12 protein-coding genes and 1 tRNA gene are annotated in these 17,695 nt (G+C 56.2%); 9 read left to right on the top strand and 4 right to left on the bottom strand.

Translation table 11 applies throughout. The features are described from left to right. Positions 1–3: 3 nt before the first annotated feature. Positions 4–2,466 (bottom strand): UvrD-helicase domain-containing protein, encoded by a 2,463-nt coding sequence (locus tag ACR0I8_RS17185; protein WP_170691843.1) that lies wholly within the window; start codon positions 2,464–2,466, stop codon positions 4–6. Between the two features lie 180 nt (positions 2,467–2,646). Between ACR0I8_RS17185 and ACR0I8_RS17180 the strand changes: the two genes are divergently transcribed. The 7 genes from ACR0I8_RS17180 (at position 2,647) to ACR0I8_RS17150 (ending at position 12,683) form a co-directional block, all read left to right on the top strand. Continuing rightward, entirely contained in the window at positions 2,647–4,425 is a 1,779-nt protein-coding gene (locus tag ACR0I8_RS17180; RefSeq protein ID WP_170691841.1) for a sensor domain-containing diguanylate cyclase, read from the top strand. A gap of 39 nt (positions 4,426–4,464) precedes the next feature. Then, positions 4,465–5,601, top strand: coding sequence for an alpha-hydroxy acid oxidase (locus ACR0I8_RS17175; RefSeq protein ID WP_170691839.1), 1,137 nt, complete (start codon positions 4,465–4,467; stop codon positions 5,599–5,601). A gap of 146 nt (positions 5,602–5,747) precedes the next feature. Next, the gene (locus tag ACR0I8_RS17170) at positions 5,748–9,185 is read left to right on the top strand and encodes a pyruvate carboxylase (protein ID WP_170691837.1); all 3,438 of its coding nucleotides are present in this window, start codon (positions 5,748–5,750) and stop codon (positions 9,183–9,185) included. Positions 9,186–9,257: 72 nt separating this feature from the next. Then, the gene (locus ACR0I8_RS17165; protein WP_170691835.1) at positions 9,258–9,641 is read left to right on the top strand and encodes an MAPEG family protein; all 384 of its coding nucleotides are present in this window, start codon (positions 9,258–9,260) and stop codon (positions 9,639–9,641) included. A gap of 317 nt (positions 9,642–9,958) precedes the next feature. Beyond that, a tRNA-Thr gene (locus tag ACR0I8_RS17160) sits at positions 9,959–10,034 on the top strand. Between the two features lie 330 nt (positions 10,035–10,364). Next, complete coding sequence (locus tag ACR0I8_RS17155; protein WP_170691833.1) at positions 10,365–10,607, top strand: glycine zipper 2TM domain-containing protein; 243 nt, start codon at positions 10,365–10,367, stop codon at positions 10,605–10,607. 384 nt (positions 10,608–10,991) lie between these two features. After that, positions 10,992–12,683, top strand: a complete 1,692-nt coding sequence (locus tag ACR0I8_RS17150) for an adenylate/guanylate cyclase domain-containing protein (protein ID WP_480703427.1) — start codon at positions 10,992–10,994, stop codon at positions 12,681–12,683. 216 nt (positions 12,684–12,899) lie between these two features. Here ACR0I8_RS17150 and ACR0I8_RS17145 read toward each other — a convergent pair whose 3' ends face one another. Continuing rightward, on the bottom strand, positions 12,900–13,787 hold the full coding sequence (locus ACR0I8_RS17145) for a LysR substrate-binding domain-containing protein (protein ID WP_170691830.1): 888 nt from the start codon (positions 13,785–13,787) through the stop codon (positions 12,900–12,902). 100 nt (positions 13,788–13,887) lie between these two features. Between ACR0I8_RS17145 and ACR0I8_RS17140 the strand changes: the two genes are divergently transcribed. Both ACR0I8_RS17140 and ACR0I8_RS17135 read left to right on the top strand, forming a co-directional pair. Then, positions 13,888–15,198 (top strand): aminotransferase class I/II-fold pyridoxal phosphate-dependent enzyme, encoded by a 1,311-nt coding sequence (locus ACR0I8_RS17140; protein WP_170691828.1) that lies wholly within the window; start codon positions 13,888–13,890, stop codon positions 15,196–15,198. A gap of 190 nt (positions 15,199–15,388) precedes the next feature. Then, positions 15,389–16,129 (top strand): hypothetical protein, encoded by a 741-nt coding sequence (locus ACR0I8_RS17135; protein WP_480703425.1) that lies wholly within the window; start codon positions 15,389–15,391, stop codon positions 16,127–16,129. 110 nt (positions 16,130–16,239) lie between these two features. Here the strand turns inward: ACR0I8_RS17135 and ACR0I8_RS17130 are convergent, their stop codons facing one another. Both ACR0I8_RS17130 and ACR0I8_RS17125 read right to left on the bottom strand, forming a co-directional pair. Then, positions 16,240–16,866 carry a hypothetical protein gene (locus ACR0I8_RS17130; RefSeq protein ID WP_170691824.1) on the bottom strand — a complete coding sequence of 209 codons (627 nt, stop codon included), beginning with the start codon at positions 16,864–16,866 and terminating at the stop codon, positions 16,240–16,242. Positions 16,867–16,957: 91 nt separating this feature from the next. After that, a complete protein-coding gene (locus ACR0I8_RS17125; RefSeq protein WP_170691822.1) occupies positions 16,958–17,425 on the bottom strand; it encodes a hypothetical protein in 468 nt (155 codons plus the stop codon). Positions 17,426–17,695 lie beyond the last annotated feature (270 nt).

Genomic DNA, 17,695 nt, shown 5'->3' with positions numbered 1-17,695 from the left:
AGATCAGAACGGAACGTCGTCTTTGGCGGTCAGGAAACGGGAAACAACTTTTTTCACGCCTGCTTTGTCGAAATCGACCTCGACCTTATCCCCTTCGATGCCGGTAACCGCGCCGTAGCCGAATTTCTGGTGAAACACCCGCTCACCCAAGGTGAAGCTGGCAATGGCCGTGGCATCAATCACCGTATTCCGACTTTCTTTCGGCTGGGACATCCCATACTGACCCTGCCGCGCCTGCATCCGCTTCCAGCCCGGAGAGTTGTATACATTCGCCTCAGCCGCGCGGGTTTCGATCGTCGCGGCCGGTTGCCCGCCGCCATACAGCCCCGGAGGCGTCAGAACTTCCACATGATCCTCGGGCAATTCGTCGATGAACCGCGATGGCATCGCGTTCTGCCATTGCCCGAACACCCGCCGATTGGCCGCGAAAGAAATCGTGCAGACCTCCTCAGCGCGGGTAATGCCCACATAGGCCAACCGCCGTTCTTCCTCGAGACCCTTGAGGCCCTTGAGGCCCGGTTCGTCCATGGAGCGTTGCGAGGGGAACAAACCATCCTCCCACCCCGGCAGGAACACGGCGGGAAACTCCAGCCCCTTGGCCGCGTGCAGCGTCATGATCGAGACCTTTGCCCCGTCGCCCTCTCGTTCATTGTCCATCACCAGACTGACATGCTCCAAAAACCCTTGCAGGTTCTCGAAATTGTCCAGCTGATTCACCAGTTCCTTAAGGTTTTCCAACCGGCCCGGAGCCTCAGGCGTCTTGTCGTTCTGCCAATGCCCGGTATAGCCGGATTCGTCCAAGATGATCTGCGCCAGCTCGATATGCGTGTGCTCCGGCGCACCATAGCGAATGGGCGACACCCCGTCGTCAATGACCGAGTCGTCATCGACCTCGATCCGAGGCCCCCGCGTCAGCCCATTCCACCGCGCCAAACCGTCGATCAATTCGCGCAGAGCCTTGCCGCCCTTGCCCTTGATCAACTGGTTCTCAACCGCAATCCGCGCCCCTTCGACCAGAGATACCCCGTTCTGACGCGCCACAACCTGAATCGTCTGCTGCGCCTTGTCGCCAAGACCGCGTTTGGGAGTGTTCACGATCCGCTCAAACGCCAGATCGTCCTCAGGGCTGACCACCAGCCGGAAATAGGCCATGGCATCGCGAATCTCCATCCGCTCGTAGAACCGAGGGCCGCCGATCACCTTGTAAGGCAGACCAATCGTCAGAAACCGGTCCTCAAACGCGCGCATCTGGTGTGAGGCGCGGACTAGAATTGCGATCTGGTCGAGGTTCATCGGCCGCACACCACGCGTGCCGCCCTGCATCGCGTCGATCTCTTCTCCGATCCAGCGCGCCTCTTCCTCACCATCCCAATGGCCGATCAGTCGAACTTTTTCACCGTCCTCAGCATCGGTCCAAAGCTCCTTGCCCAGACGGCCTTCATTGCCACGGATCACATTCGACGCAGCCGCCAGAATATGCGGGGTCGAGCGGTAATTCTGCTCCAACCGCACCACGAAGGCGCCGGGAAAGTCCTTTTCGAACCGCAGGATGTTGCCCACCTCGGCACCGCGCCAACCATAGATCGACTGGTCATCATCGCCCACGCAACAGATATTCTTGTGCCCTCCGGCCAGCAGACGCAGCCAGAGGTACTGGGCGACGTTGGTATCCTGATATTCATCTACGAGGATGTACCGGAACCAGCGCTGGTATTGCTCCAACACGTCCTGATGGGTTTGGAAAATCGTGACCATGTGTAGCAGCAGGTCACCGAAATCGCAGGCGTTTAATTCTTTGAGCCGCGGCTGATATTTTTCATAGAAGTCGATACTGGACATGACTTCTTTGCGGCTTGATCCAGCCTCGCCGGGTGAATACTCGCGGCCCGTTTCGAGGTCGATCAATCTTTCTTGCGAGCGCGGAACTTGCTCCGGCCTCCAGCCTTGATTTTTATACTTGTCTATGATGGCTGCCAGCCAGCGATCCGTAGAAGCTCTCACTTCGACCCCATTCAGATTCGCCAGCTGCTTTATCAAGCGCTTCTGATCATCACTGTCCAAAATGGTGAAATTCGACTTCAGACCGACAAGCTCGGCGTGCCGACGCAGCAGTTTAACGCAGATCGCGTGGAAGGTCCCCAACCATGGCATCCCTTCGGCGGGCTGGCCAAGAAGACGGCCCACCCGCTCTTTCATCTCGCGCGCAGCCTTGTTGGTGAAGGTCACGGCAAGAATTTCATTCGGACGCGCCTTAGCAGTGGTCAGAAGATGCGCAATCCGCGTGGTCAGAGCTTTGGTCTTGCCTGTTCCGGCACCGGCCAACATCAGAACCGGACCGTCCAGCTGCTCAACAGCTTCGCGCTGCGCGGGATTGAGGCCGTCCAGATAGCGCATGGGCCGCGCGGCCATGGCTTGCGCTGATAGCGATGCGCCCTCGAAGGCGTCCATTTCGTCAAAACTGCTCATATCAGCAAACTACGCTGGATGGGCCAAAAGGAAAAGGGTTTGTTCACGGGTTGTTCGCGCGAATTTTCCTTCGGGGTCATACAAATCTTAATCATTTTCACACCCCCACATGCAACGAAGTTAACACTCTGTCAAAACCTCTTGCCGATGTTGCTCCGCACTTTGTGGGAGAATGCGGGTATGGAACAGACGGCAAGAGCACGCCTTATTGGCAAGCTAAAGGTCTTTGTCAGCACGGCAACGCTGATCGCTATGACGGCTTTGGCAGGTTGGGGCATATATAAGCTGCCTGCCCCGCTTGTGGATCGCATGCTGGAATCGGATCTTCGCCATCACGCCTTACGTTTGGAAAAGAAGGTGGAAAGCCAGCTTTTTGACGTCAAAACCAGCTTCGAACGGCATATCCTCAGCCAACATGATGAGGCTTTTCTAAGCTTGCTGCCCGAAACCTCAGATATTTACCGCTTCAAACTGTTCGATTCCTCGGGTGAGGTGTTCTGGTCCACGCGGGACGGCGACGTCGGCTCGGTGAATACCAAACCGTATTTCAAGGACGTGGTGGCCATGGGCAACCTGTTCTACAAGCATGAGGAAAAGCCCATCGCCGAGGTGGACTCGCTAAACGCCGACCAGTTGGAGAATCTGGACAGCAACACCCGCCACGTGGCCGAAATATATACGCCTGTGATTCAAAGCGGAAAATTCCTCGGCGCGATTGAATTCTATTCCGACATCACGGATGTGAGGAACCTGTTCATTGATCGGGTTCGAATTTCGCTGATTGCGATCAGTGCGGTGGTCCTGCTGGCCTTGACGGCAGTGATCCTGATCGTGCATCGCAACAATCGCAGGCAGTTGGGCGTGCTGCGCGTGCGTGCGCAGAAAGAACGAGAGCTGATGGACGACCAACTGCGCCTCGCGCGCGAAGTGCGGCTGCTAGGCGAGTTGAATGAATGGCTGCAATCCAGCCGCTCGCTGGACGAGCTGTTCGACATGGTCTCAAGATTCATGACGCATATCCTGCCCGAGGCTGAGGGCAGCGTTTATGTCTATTCCAACTCGCGCGATGTCCTGGACGGGTGCGCCAGCTGGAATGGCGGCACCCACAAGGCGCATATCCACCCCGAGGGTTGTTGGGGCCTGCGCCGTGGGCGAACCTATGAATTCGGCGCCTCCGAGATTGATTTTGTCTGCGAGCATGCCGAACCCCATGACGGGCGGGCCTATTTCTGTTTTCCAATTCTCGCTCATGGCGAAACGGTCGGCCTTTTGCACCTGCGCGCGCACGAGGGGAAGTGTGAGGCCTTTCACGCCAGCAAGAAACTGGCGCAGCTCTGCGCGGAACAGATCAGCATGGCGATTGCCAATGTGCGGATGCGCGATCAGTTACATGACCAATCCGTACGCGATCCTCTGACAGGATTGTTCAATCGACGCCACATGACCGACAGCCTCCGCCGGGGAATCAGCCGCAGCCAGCAGACCGGTGCGCCGCTCAGCTTGATCGCGGTGGATGTGGATCATTTCAAGAAATTCAACGACACACATGGGCATGATGCGGGTGATATGGTTCTGCGTGCCGTGGGCGCCGCCTTGGAACAAGGCTGCGACCGCGATGAGATCGCCTGCCGTATCGGTGGCGAGGAATTCATGCTGATTCTCCCCGACAACACACCGGATGATGCCGTGACGCGGGCTGATACCCTGCGTCAAGCTGTCGAGGCCGTGTCGGTCAGATATGGCGACAAGTCCCTGCCGCGGATCACGATTTCGGTCGGAGTAGCGCATTACCCTGCACATGGGACGATGCCGCAAGACTTGATGCGAGCGGCCGATTATGCCCTCTATTCAGCCAAGGATAACGGCCGAAACCAGGTGCGCGTTGCAAGTGGTCATAGCGACTCGGCGGCTGAACGTCCGGGACCAAAACCACTCAATCCAAAGCCTGATGCGGCGTGATCCCCTTGCCGAATCGCAGCGCAGGTTGGATCAAGCGCCATGGACCTGCACAGCACCTATCCCGGCATTGCCGACCTGAAACGCCGCGCCCGACGAAGGCTTCCGCATTTTGTTTGGGAGTATACCGAAAGCGGAACAGGGACCGAAACGGCCATGGTTCGAAACCGAACGGCACTGGACTCGGTGCGGCTACTCCCCGCGATTCTGAAAGGTGAACTGGAATACGACACCAGCAAGCGCTTTCTGGGGCAGGACTGCCCACTTCCTTTCGGAATCGCGCCGATCGGCATGTCGGGTCTGATCTGGCCGGACGCAGAGGGCATTTTGGCGCGTGCGGCGGCGCAGGCCTCTCTGCCCTACACATTGTCAACGGTAGCCAGCCAATCCCCGGAAGATCTGGCCCCTCATCTGGGTAAAAACGCCTGGTTCCAGCTTTACCCGCCTAGGGACCCCGAGATTCGAGCAGATTTTCTGGCCCGCGCCCGACAGGCGGGATTTAGAACGTTGGTCCTGACGGCAGATGTTCCTGTCGCGTCCCGCAGAGAGCGTCAGACACGTTCAGGGCTGACCCATCCGCCAAGGCTGACGCCGAGATTGCTGGCCCAAGTCGCGCGGCGCCCCGCTTGGGCGTTTGGGATGCTGCGACAGGGCATGCCCAAAATGCGCACGTTGGACAAGTACATCGACAACACAAAATCGATGCCGCTCACGGCCCATGTCGGATACTTGCTGCGCACGTCACCGGACATGGATTACGTCAAACGGTTGCGCGATCAGTGGGATGGGCCCTTCGTAATCAAGGGAATCATGCGCCCCGACGATGCCGAAATGCTTGAACAAGCCGGGGTGGACGCGCTTTGGGTCTCGAACCACGGAGGCCGTCAATTTGACGGTGCCCCCGCCAGCATCGAAGTTCTACCGGAGATTCGCAGGGTCACCGGCCTGCCTCTGATCTTCGACAGCGGCATCGAAGGCGGGTTGGACATCCTTCGCGCTTTGTCCAAAGGGGCCGATTTCGTCATGCTTGGACGGGCCTTTTTGTATGGGCTGGCAGCACTTGGCTCCAAAGGACCAGCTCACGTGATTGACCTTTTGCGGCAGGATATGCTCGCAAATATGGGGCAGATGGGCCTTGCCGACCTGACGCAAATCAAGACGATTCATCTCGAAGATTGATGCTGCGGCGCAGCAACGCTACAAGAAACGCGCGAACAATGGCCGTTTGCGAGCGTTAACATGCCGGTTATACCCAGAACCACTGATACACCTGCGCGTATTCTCCGCCTATGAACACGGCCGAAACACCAAGACCGGGACCCAAAATGACCGATTTCAAGAAGATCCTGATCGCCAATCGCGGCGAGATTGCCATTCGCGTGATGCGCGCAGCCAACGAGATGGGTAAACGCACCGTTGCGGTCTTTGCCGAAGAAGACAAGTTAGGCCTGCACCGCTTCAAGGCGGACGAAGCCTACCGAATTGGCGAAGGTCTTGGCCCCGTCGCGGCATATCTGTCGATTGACGAGATCATCCGCGTTGCCAAGGAATCGGGTGCGGACGCGATCCACCCCGGTTACGGCCTCCTGTCCGAGAACCCGGACTTTGTGGATGCCTGTGTTCAGAACGGCATCACCTTCATCGGCCCCAAGGCTGAAACCATGCGCGCCCTGGGCGACAAGGCCAGTGCCCGCAAGGTTGCCATTGCCGCCGACGTGCCGGTTATTCCCGCCACCGAAGTTCTGGGCGATGACATGGCCGCGATCAAGAAAGAGGCGGCCGAGATCGGCTACCCATTGATGCTGAAGGCCAGCTGGGGCGGCGGTGGACGCGGCATGCGCCCGATTCTGTCCGAGGATGAGCTGGAAGAGAAAGTTCTGGAAGGCCGCCGCGAAGCCGAGGCCGCATTCGGCAATGGCGAAGGCTATCTGGAAAAGATGATCACCCGTGCCCGTCACGTCGAGGTTCAGATCCTCGGCGATAAGCATGGTGAGATCTATCACCTCTATGAGCGTGACTGCTCGGTCCAACGCCGGAACCAAAAGGTCGTTGAACGCGCCCCTGCCCCGTATCTGACCGAAGAACAACGCGCCGAGATTTGTGAACTGGGCCGCCGCATCTGCGCCCATGTGAACTATGAATGCGCAGGCACCGTCGAATTCCTGATGGATATGAACACCGGCAAGTTCTACTTCATCGAGGTGAACCCGCGCGTTCAGGTAGAGCACACGGTCACCGAAGAGGTCACCGGCATCGACATCGTGCAGGCTCAGATCCTGATCGCCGAGGGTAAGACGCTTGCCGAGGCCACTGGCAAAGCCAACCAAGATGAGATCCGCCTGAACGGCCACGCGTTGCAGACCCGTGTGACCACCGAAGACCCGCTGAACAACTTCATCCCGGACTATGGCCGCATCACCGCCTATCGCTCGGCCACAGGTATGGGCATCCGCCTGGATGGCGGCACTGCCTATGCGGGCGGCGTAATCACGCGCTACTACGACTCGCTGCTGACCAAGGTCACTGCTTGGGCGCCGACTCCGGAAAAGGCGATTGCCCGGATGGATCGCGCCCTGCGTGAATTCCGCGTGCGCGGCGTTTCCACCAACATCGCATTCGTGGAAAACCTGCTGAAGCACCCGACCTTCCTGTCGAATGAATACACCACCAAGTTCATCGACGAGACGCCAGACCTGTTCGCCTTCAAAAAGCGCCGTGACCGGGGCACCAAGGTTCTGACCTATATCGCGGACATCACCGTCAACGGCCATCCCGAAACCAAGGATCGCCCCGAGCCGCGTGCTGATTTGAAAGAAGCAAAAGCCCCTGCCCAGAAAGCCGAACCTCAGGTGGGGACACGCAACCTGCTGGAGCAAAAGGGCCCACAGGCCGTGGCCGACTGGATGAAAGCCCAGCGCCAGTTGCTTATCACCGACACCACGATGCGGGATGGTCACCAATCGCTGCTGGCGACACGGATGCGCTCGATCGATATGATCAAGGTTGCGCCCAGCTATGCCGCAAACCTGCCGCAGCTGTTCTCGGTGGAATGTTGGGGCGGCGCGACGTTCGACGTGGCCTATCGCTTCCTGCAGGAATGCCCGTGGCAGCGCCTGCGTGACCTGCGCGAGGGGATGCCGAACCTGATGACACAGATGCTGCTGCGCGGCGCAAACGGTGTCGGCTATACCAACTACCCAGACAATGTGGTGCAGGAGTTCGTGCGTCAGGCCTCGCAAGGGATCGACGTGTTCCGCGTGTTCGACTCGCTCAACTGGGTTGAAAACATGCGCGTTGCGATGGATGCGGTCGTTGAAAGCGGCAAGATCTGTGAAGGCACTGTTTGCTATACTGGCGATATTCTGGACCCGGATCGCTCGAAATACGATCTGAAATACTATGTCGGCATGGCGAAAGAGCTGCGCGATGCAGGGGCGCATATTCTTGGCCTGAAAGACATGGCAGGTCTATTGAAACCAGCCTCGGCCAAGATCCTGATCCGCGCCTTGAAGGAAGAGGTCGGCCTGCCGATCCACTTCCACACGCATGACACCGCAGGCATCGCCAGCGCCACCATTTTGGCGGCGTCTGAGGCCGGCGTCGACGCGGTAGATTGCGCAATGGACAGCTTCTCAGGCAACACGTCGCAGGCCACGCTGGGCACTGTGGTCGAAGCGCTGCGCCATACTGAGCGGGATACCGGCCTGGACATCAAATCGATCCGTGAGATCAGCGACTACTTCGAAGCCGTGCGTGGCCAGTACGCGGCCTTTGAATCCAGCCTGCAGGCTCCGGCTTCTGAGGTGTATCTGCACGAGATGCCAGGCGGTCAGTTCACCAACCTCAAGGCGCAAGCCCGTTCTCTGGGGCTGGAAGAGCGCTGGCATGAGGTCGCCCAGACCTATGCTGACGTGAACCAGATGTTCGGTGACATCGTGAAGGTGACGCCGTCGTCCAAGGTTGTCGGTGACATGGCGCTGATGATGGTCAGCCAGGGCCTGACACGCGAAGAAGTGGAAAGCCCAACAACCGATGTGGCGTTCCCCGATTCAGTTGTGGACATGATGCGCGGAAACCTGGGCCAGCCTCCCGGTGGTTTCCCGCCTGCGATCCTTCATAAGGTCCTCAAGGATGAGGCCCCCAATACCGAGCGTCCAGGCAAAAACGTACCCGCCGTCGATCTGGAGGCCACCCGCGCCGACCTTTCCAAGCAACTGGACGGCAAAGAGGTCGATGACGAGGATCTGAACGGCTACCTTATGTATCCGAAGGTGTTCCTCGACTATATGGGCCGTCACCGCACGTATGGTCCGGTGCGCACCCTGCCGACCCGCACCTTCTTCTATGGCATGGAGCCGGGCGAAGAGATCACGGCCGAGATTGATCCAGGCAAGACGCTGGAAATCCGCTGTCAGGCCATCGGTGAGACCGACGAGAAAGGCGAGGTCAAAGTGTTCTTCGAACTCAACGGCCAGCCCCGCGTCATTCGGGTGCCCAACCGCCTTGTGACAGCCTCCACACAGGCCCGCCCGAAGGCCGAGGCCGGCAACGCCAACCACATCGGCGCGCCGATGCCGGGTGTTGTCGCGACCGTTGCTGTCACCGCAGGCCAAGAGGTCAAAGAAGGCGATCTTCTGCTGACCATCGAGGCGATGAAGATGGAAACCGGCATCCACGCCGAACGCGACGCCGTGGTCTCTGCTGTCCATGTCCAGCCCGGCGGCCAGATTGACGCAAAGGACCTGCTGGTCGAACTGGAATAACCAGTTTATTTTTCAAAAGCACAAGGGCCGCTCGGGGAACCGGGCGGCCTTTTTCTACTCAGGAGGAACACGATGCTGTCCATCACCCCAATCTACGCCTCGTTGCTGGCGATCCTTTACATTGTTCTGAGCTTCCTGGTCATCAGCCAGCGCCGCAGTGACAAGGTCTCCTATGGCGATGGTGGCAAGCCGGACATGCTCAAGGTGATCCGGACGCACTCCAACTTCATCGAATACACGCCCTTTGCCCTTCTGCTGATCACCATGGTCGAGCTTCAGGGTGCCGGGGCGCTGATGCTGAACCTGTTGGGGCTCTGTCTGTTAAGCGGTCGCTTGTCGCACGCCTACGGCTTTGGCCGCAGCCCGCAGATCGTGATTCTGCGCCAGATCGGGATGGTCCTGACCTTCACAGCTATCCTCGTTGCGGCAATTGCGAACCTCGTGTTGGCGCTTTGAGCCAAGCATCCGTTTTTTGGCGAACGCCTATATTTTTCGAGCCGATGCGATCAAGCTACGACGGAAGGATGCCAACGGTTCCATTGGCTGCCTCCAGTTAAAATCGGAGTGTATGAACAACGTTGCAAACTGAGTAAATTAGCGGGTTGCGGGCCAAAAAATTTTGCCATATACGCCTGCTCATCCAGTTGGCCGTTGCCCAACGAACATAGACCAAAATGTTCAAGGTAGCGCCCTAACTTTTGAAACTTAGCCTTTCGTGGCTTGATCTGAACAAAAAGATCTGGCTTTGCACTCAAGGACCAAGTTGAAAAAGTGCCCCTATAGCTCAGCTGGTAGAGCAACTGATTTGTAATCAGTAGGTCCGCGGTTCGAGTCCGTGTGGGGGCACCATTTAAACTTACATCTCACTTATAATTAATAATTAATCAAGAAATACGGTTCACATCCCCTGATTTGTCCCCCGATTTCTCGTTGTTGGAGCTTCGCGCTTTTTAGTGTGAACCATGGGCGCTCAGGATCATTTTTCAACTTTTTGAAATGGTAGGGCCGGATCTCAGGTTTTTCAGGTGGCCGTTAAGCCAAGGCGAAACCTTGGACCTCAGGTTCTCATTATTAAGATTTGGTTAACCTCAAATCCCAAAGGCGCTGAAGCCTTGTACAATAGATGGCTAGGAGCCACCTAGTCAGACAACCAATTCGAAAGTTTGAGAGGCGTTCTGGATGAAGAAGAAATTGATAGCTTGCGCGCTTGGAGGTTCTCTACTCGTGGCTGCTTGCGGAGCGCCGACAACGCCAACGCAGGCCCAAGCACAGCACGACGCACGCTGCGCGGCGGGTGTCCTCGGCGGCGCTGCCCTTGGCGGGGTAGTTGGAAATCGGTTTGGTGGTGGAACAGGCAAGACGCTAGCAACAGCAGCCGGTGCTGGACTAGGGATGTATGCTGGTCAATCAGCTTGCAACTAGCAGCGCCCAACCAGCGGGGACCTGCGCTACCGCAATTTGCGTCTTGCGTGACCAACTTCACTGCACTCCTTCGTAGATCCATCGATAACTAGCGCATTAAGTAACTAGCGTTGGTGTACTTGAGAACGCGAATTTTCCTCCTCCCAGTTGGACTGGGGCGCGCTTGTAATCAAGCGCGCCTCTTTTTATCGGTCGACGAGATGAAGCCCGCAACCGAGAGGCGGGGTAATCAGCGTCTACAAATGGCCCGAAAGCCGACGTTAATCAAAAAAGCTTGGAAGACAGCGGTTAGCTCAATGGTGACCTTGTCGGGCTGACAGAACCTGAGTGTCGCGTTAAGTTCCTAGAAACGGGGGTTAACGAATGGACAGAAGGCTTACCACAGTGCTTGCAGCTGATATCGTTGGCTACTCTGCACTGATGGATCGCGACCGGGAAGGTACGATTGCAGCGCTCAGATCATTCCGTGAAGAAACGCTTCAGTGTCTGCTGGAAGACCATGATGGAACGCTGATCAAAAGCATGGGCGATGGTTGGATTGCCGAGTTCAAATCCACATCAGATGCCGCAGATTGCGCGATCGCAATACAGTCAGCTCAGAAACCGGACGGTATCAAACTTCGAATTGGCATTCATACCGGCGAGGTCGTCACGGACGGTGATGACATTTTTGGTGACGGAATAAATGTCGCCTCCCGTCTCGAAGCACTGGCCGAGCCGGATCAGGTTTTGATGTCCGACACCTCGCACAACAGTTTGGACCGTGGTGATGCATCTCACTTCGAAGGCGGCGAGCAAACAGAATTGAAGAACATCACACGCCGAATTGGTGTTTGGCACTGGCCCAAAGGCACTTCGGCCAATCTTTCCACAACAACAGATGTCAGACCCGGGATTGCCGTGCTTCCGTTCGACAATATGTCCGGTGACCCCGAACAGGAGTTTTTTGCAGACGGCATTACCGAGGACATTATCACAGAGCTGTCTCGTTTCCGCTGGCTGATGGTGTTGGCCCGAAACTCGTCATTCACGTTCAAAGGTAGAAGCACAGATATACGGGAAGTCGGGCGCACTCTTGGGGTACGGTATGTTCTGGAGGGCTCGGTCAGACGTGCAGGTCAGCGCGTCCGCATTACAGGGCAGCTGATTGATGCAGAAAACGGCAGCCATCTTTGGGCAGATCGATTTGACGGCGTGCTTGATGATATTTTTGACCTTCAAGACAAAGTCACCGTTGAGGTCGTGACAGCGATTGAGCCATCGCTGAGGCACGCTGAAACAAACCGAGCACGAGCGAAACCAACGGACAATTTGGAAGCTTACGAGCTGTACCTGCGGGCGCAATCGCACTTCCATCTTTTGACAGACGAAGACAACCGCAAGGCCATACAACTCACAACACTCGCACTGGATCGTGATCCAGACTATACGTCCGCATCCGGGCTATTGGCTTGGTTGCATATTCAACGAATGGTTCAAGGGCTTGAACCTATTGGTGAGGGACCAAAGGAAGCTATCAAGGCCGCTGAACGGGTCCTCATGAGCGATCGTGCAGACGGGATCGCAATGGCGTATGCGGCGCATTCCATCTCAATGCTCGCGCGAGACCTGCCGCGTGCGCGGGACGTTTTCAAACAAGCGCTCAAGCAAAATCCAAACGCTGCAACAGTTCACATGCTGGCATCCATTAACCTATGCCTGCTTGATAGGCCGGAGGAGGCTCTGAAACACGCGGTTCAATCTGTCGACCTTAGCCCGCATGATCCGTTGCGCCACGCCGCCTACCTTGCTCAGGCAAGCGCACTCTTTCAGCTTGAGCGATATGAGGAAGCGGCTGGAGCTTGTCGGGATGCTTTGTCAGTGCGATCCAGCTTCGTCATGAGTCATCTCATGCTGATCGCTTCTCTGGGGCACCTGACTGATGAAGAAGCCGCTCGCAAAGCGGTTAAAGACCTGCAGATTTTGCGCCCGGGCTTGACTGCCGCTTCACAGGAAACCCAGATACCAATCTTCACTGTTCCAGCCTCCGCAAACAACTGGCGTGAAGGTTGGTTGAAGGCAGGGTTACCTCAATAGGTGACTGGTAAAGTCGGTAAACAGAGACTGACGCCATTCCATGCGAAGCTAGCGAAGTCGCAGAAACGTAAAACCTAGAAATCTGATACCCGCAGGAAAGGCTTTTCCCCCTGCCGCATGCAAAAACTTTACTGTCTGCGTTGCAGTCGTTCACGCCAAGTAGAGCGATTGACTGCGCCGCGTCTAAAGCAGAAAGACTCGCCATCTCAGCAGTTCTTATCCGTTGAAGTGCTGTCCTTCCTCTCGAAGTAGACTAACGACCTCATCAATCGCAGGATGGCGTCTCGATCTATGCGGAAGCTCGAGGGCCAACACCCGACCCGTTCCGATACTTTCCGATGAAACTTTCTTGAGTTGCCCAGACTGAAGCGCCTGCTCAACCAGGCAGCTATGTCCCATAAGCACACCCGCACCGGACTTCGCTTCTTCTACCGCAAGGGCGTATAACGAATACCTCGGCCCCCTTTGGGGATCACCAACTGAAGCCGCCGTCGCCTCTGACCACATGGACCAGTCTTCTTGCCACGTCTGGTCGTGCAGCAACTGCGCGGTCTCCAGATCAAGACCATCTGCTATCCTTGGTGAACAAACGGGGAAGATTTCGTCCTCCGCAAGCACGATCTGATCCGGTGTTTCAGCCGGGACGGAAAAGAAAACTGACAGATCAAATAGTTCTCTCGACAGGCTGGGAGGCCTCTCCATCGCTGTCACCGAGACATTCAGGTCGGGACGCTTCTCGCGCAGCTTGCCCAATCGCGCTGGTAACCATAGCTGCGCAATTGAGGGCAAAGCGGCGATGTGGATCTCAGGGTTGGGTGCTAGGGTTCGCAAACTTTGCGTCGCCGCGGCGAGAAGATCAAAGGCATTTGTGAACTCTTCCGCTAGCTTGCGACCAGAAGAGGATAGCGAAACACCGTGAGCCCCTCTTTCAAACAAGGTAGTTCCGGCCCAGCCTTCCAAGGCTTTGATATGCTGTGAGACCGCGCCGGCCGTGACGCCCAACTCCTCGGCCGCGGAAACGAAACTTTCTAGCCTCGCCGCAGCCTCGAAGGCACGCAGGGCATTGAGGGGCGGCCCTTTGGGGCGGCGTGGTGCGACAGCCATAGATCTCAGCCTTAGTTTTTCTAAGCCCAGAAATAACAAAACTGGTTTGCGTTGTCATTCCGATCTGTCCAATCTGTGTGCAGCCAAGGAGGGAATTGCGATGACCATAGAAATGAGAAACTGGGTGCCGGCCGACAGCGAAGCACTAGTCCAGAAGATCGCAACCGAAACGTTTCGCACCTCATCCAACGCTCTGCTGGATCGGATTGAGCATTTAGCCACCCGAAATCGGGAAATCCACGAGCAAGAATGCTTCAACCTAAATCCAGCAACCAATGTAATGAACCCGAGAGCTGAAGCATTGCTGTCTTCGGGAATTGGCTCGCGCCCGTCGCTTGGATACCCAGGCGAAAAATATGAGATGGGACTTGAAGCCATCGAAGAGATCGAGGTCATCTCAGCCGAGCTTTGCGCGGAGGTTTTCGACGCAAAGTTCGCAGAAATCCGCGTGCCTTCTGGCGCGATTGCGAACCTCTATGGCTTCATGGCCACCTGCCAAGCCGGCGATACTATCATTGCGCCGCCGGCATCGATCGGTGGGCACGTAACACATCACATCTCAGGATGCGCCGGTTTGTTTGGTTTGCGAACAATAGATGCACCAACCGATGCCGATGGCTACACAGTCGATCTCGACCAGCTGCGCGCGCTTGTGCGAAGGGAGCGCCCCAAATTGATAACGATCGGCGGCAGTCTCAACCTTTTTGAGCACCCGGTTAAAGAAGTACGGGCCATTGCAGATGAAGTCGGTGCCAAGGTGATGTTCGACGCCGCGCACCAATGCGGGATTATCGCGGGAAGAGCCTGGCGCAACCCCTTGGCCGAGGGCGCACACTTCATGACAATGAGTACGTACAAAAGCCTCGGCGGTCCTGCTGGGGGACTGATTGTCACAAACGATGCGGAGATTGCAAAGGATTTGGATGCCATTGCATTCCCAGGCATGACGGCGAACTTCGACGCCGCTAAGTCAGCTGCGCTTGCTGTGACAATGCTTGATTGGCGCGACTACGGAAAGGACTACGCTGCCGAGATGATCGCAATGTCCCGCGCAATGGCCCAGGGCCTCGATGCGCAAGGTGTTCCAGTTTTTGCCGGACGCGAGGGTTTCACCGCCTCTCACCAGTTCGCCGTTCTGGCAGAACGCTTTGGCGGTGGACAGGCTGCATCCAAGACCCTGCGCAAAGCTGGGTTTCTGGCTTGCGGTATTGGCCTGCCGGTGACGGAAATCGAAGGTGACATGAATGGTCTGCGCATCGGTACGCCCGAGTTGGTGAGATGGGGCATGACGCCTGATCACGCCGACAGACTGGCTTCTTTAATTGCGCGCGGATTGAAGGGCGACGATATCGCCGCCGAAGTGGCTGACTGGCGCCGTCACTTTGCGAGCATACACTTCGTTCACGGCTAAATCTCTAGAATTTGCCGCAGGAGAAAAAATGATCGCTTCGCCCTGCAAAGCGGTCACTCAGACAGAACGCAGCGAACGATTGCTCTGAGCCTAGCAGAGACATCTCCACATCCTCGCACTACAATCGGTCGAAATGGAGACGGAACGCCATACCGGAAAAGAACCTAGGATTTTCCGAGGCAGGATTGTTGTGCCAGCAGAACTATCGGCCTGCGAGCGGCGAGCTCTGTCGAACAAACTGTATTCAGTACACCAAAAGATCTTTGCGGGTGTTTCCGCCGAAGAGTTTCATCAGCACGTCATAGAACCGCCGGCAGAAGCAACATTCATCCAGCTTTACTGCGCGGCAGACCAAAGTGTTATTGGTTATTGTGCAGTTCACCGCTATCGACGCCAACTGCATGGGCGCAGCGTCATAGTATTGCGGGCAGAGGCTGGGTTGGCACCAAGGTTTCGCGGACGCGGCGCAACTTACGGCTTCGGGATCGTGCGTGCTTTAACTGAAAAACTAAGCCATCCATTCACCCCAGTGTACTATCTCGGCACACTCGTTCACACGTCGAGCTATCACCTGTTCTGCAAGTACTTTCGGCAAATTTTCCCGCACCCGGATGTTAAGTCGCCCGGCGATATTCAGGAAATCGCTCGCCAGCTAATAGAAAGCTTCTCTGATCCGGCAGTTCGTCCAGAAGACCCGTTTGTGCGCGACGTCGGATGGGTCACTATTGAAACACCGCAAGAAAAACGTCTCAATGAACGGCTTGATCCATCAGACGTTCAGTTTTTTAAGCTACGCAATCCAGGTTTTACAAAGGGTCATGGCCTTGTCGTTTTAATTCCGATGACATGGCTCAACCTTTTAGGAGCACTTCTTTCACGTCTTTACGAGCGCGCGCGCATCGCTTCCGGAATTCATAAACCCGACCTTTGATTGAATGGTGACTTTGCCTGCAGAGCGGTCATTCAAGCAAAGCGTAGCGAACTACCGCTTTGAGCCCTGAGCGGTCATTTGTAGATCGTGCAACGCTTTCACTCATCATTCTATTCTGACGGTTCGGGAACAGAGCGATTGGCCCCACTTTGTTCGACCGAACCAACGCCAAGCCGGGCTACTGCGATCTTACCGGGAACCAAATCTGCTTCCCAGGTGGCCCAGTCCCCGCCGGCTCCAAGGTACCCAGAGTAGATTTTTGCGACCAACGCGGGGTTAGCTGCAATGTCAGTCCAGCCTATGTTGCGCAGAAGGGGGTGCTTCTTTCGAAGAAATTCCAATTGAACTGCTGCGCCCCAATTGGATAATCCGGGTTGTTCGGCAAGATAGACGTAGAGCCAGTGGAAATCCGATAAGGGAGCCTCCGAGATAATCAGGTATCCCTCATCACGCGCCCAAGGGATTGTTTGCTCCAGTGTTTGCCCCTTGAGACGGAACGGTCCAACAGAGAAGTTCATTTGGTAAACTAGTGGAGGATGCAAGAACGCCATGACGTCTTGTATCAGTTCAACAAACCGTCTCGCTTGCGACTGATTGGAATAATAGCTCGTCTCCGCGCCACGCACTTTTTCAATGACTTCAAATGGAACCGGAGGTCGGACAGTCTCGAAATCAATCTCCGACAGCGATTGGACCCGATGAACAACGAAGGCGGCTGCTGCAAAGCCACCGATCAAAAGTCCACCAATCAGTCCACTCAGCCAGCCCAGAATTCGTTCCTCTCAACTCAATCGCGCAAGGCTTTTTCCGCAAAACGCAGAATGAAATCTACTCTCGTAGCTCTGGTTTTGGTCCTACGGTCAAGACCTGTCCATTACTCCAGACCAGCGCTTCATAGCATACTTCTGCGCCCGTACCGCCGCACCATCCACCGTCCCGACCAATCAAAAGAATGGTGTCCGGGCCCCATTCTATCAATTGCCATCCGGTGGCTTGCCAAGCCCGTACTGAGCCATCGACCACGAGGTTCAGCATGCAGCCGCCGGTGCCGCAGTAAAGGGATGCTGCAGAAGAACACGCGTATTCGCTTTCGTCGACAAGCTCGGCAACAACGTCCCCGAACTGCGAACGGAGGGTTATCTCTGAAACCGCGTCGCCTTGATCAAATTCGCCATTCTCAAACGATTTGCAATCTGAAGCAGCGCGCTCGATTAGACCTTGCGTCTCTTGAGACGCCGCGAGCGCAGCAGTGCTGGAAACTACAATCAAAATTAGTGCAGTGGCGAAATTTCGCATTGTAAGAAACTCCTAGACGCCAGATGATTTCATACTGCCCAAGCAACCTTGATCCGGCAACTATGGACTTGCACGATCGAGCTTGGGCTAGAGCCTATGCTGTCGCCTATTGGTCTATTTGCTACATAAGATTGTTCTGTCCGCACGGTAGCTGTTTCTGCCACGTGCAGCGAAAGGCTTGTGTGGATGGCTCCTTCCTAGCAAGACATTTTTGATCTGATTTGCGCATTTGTCAGAAGCAGTCATGTGTCCGGCCTGTCTGCGCGGTTT

The organism is Ruegeria sp. BG9, from assembly GCF_056538305.1.
This window is presented reverse-complemented; position numbering and strand designations above follow the sequence as displayed.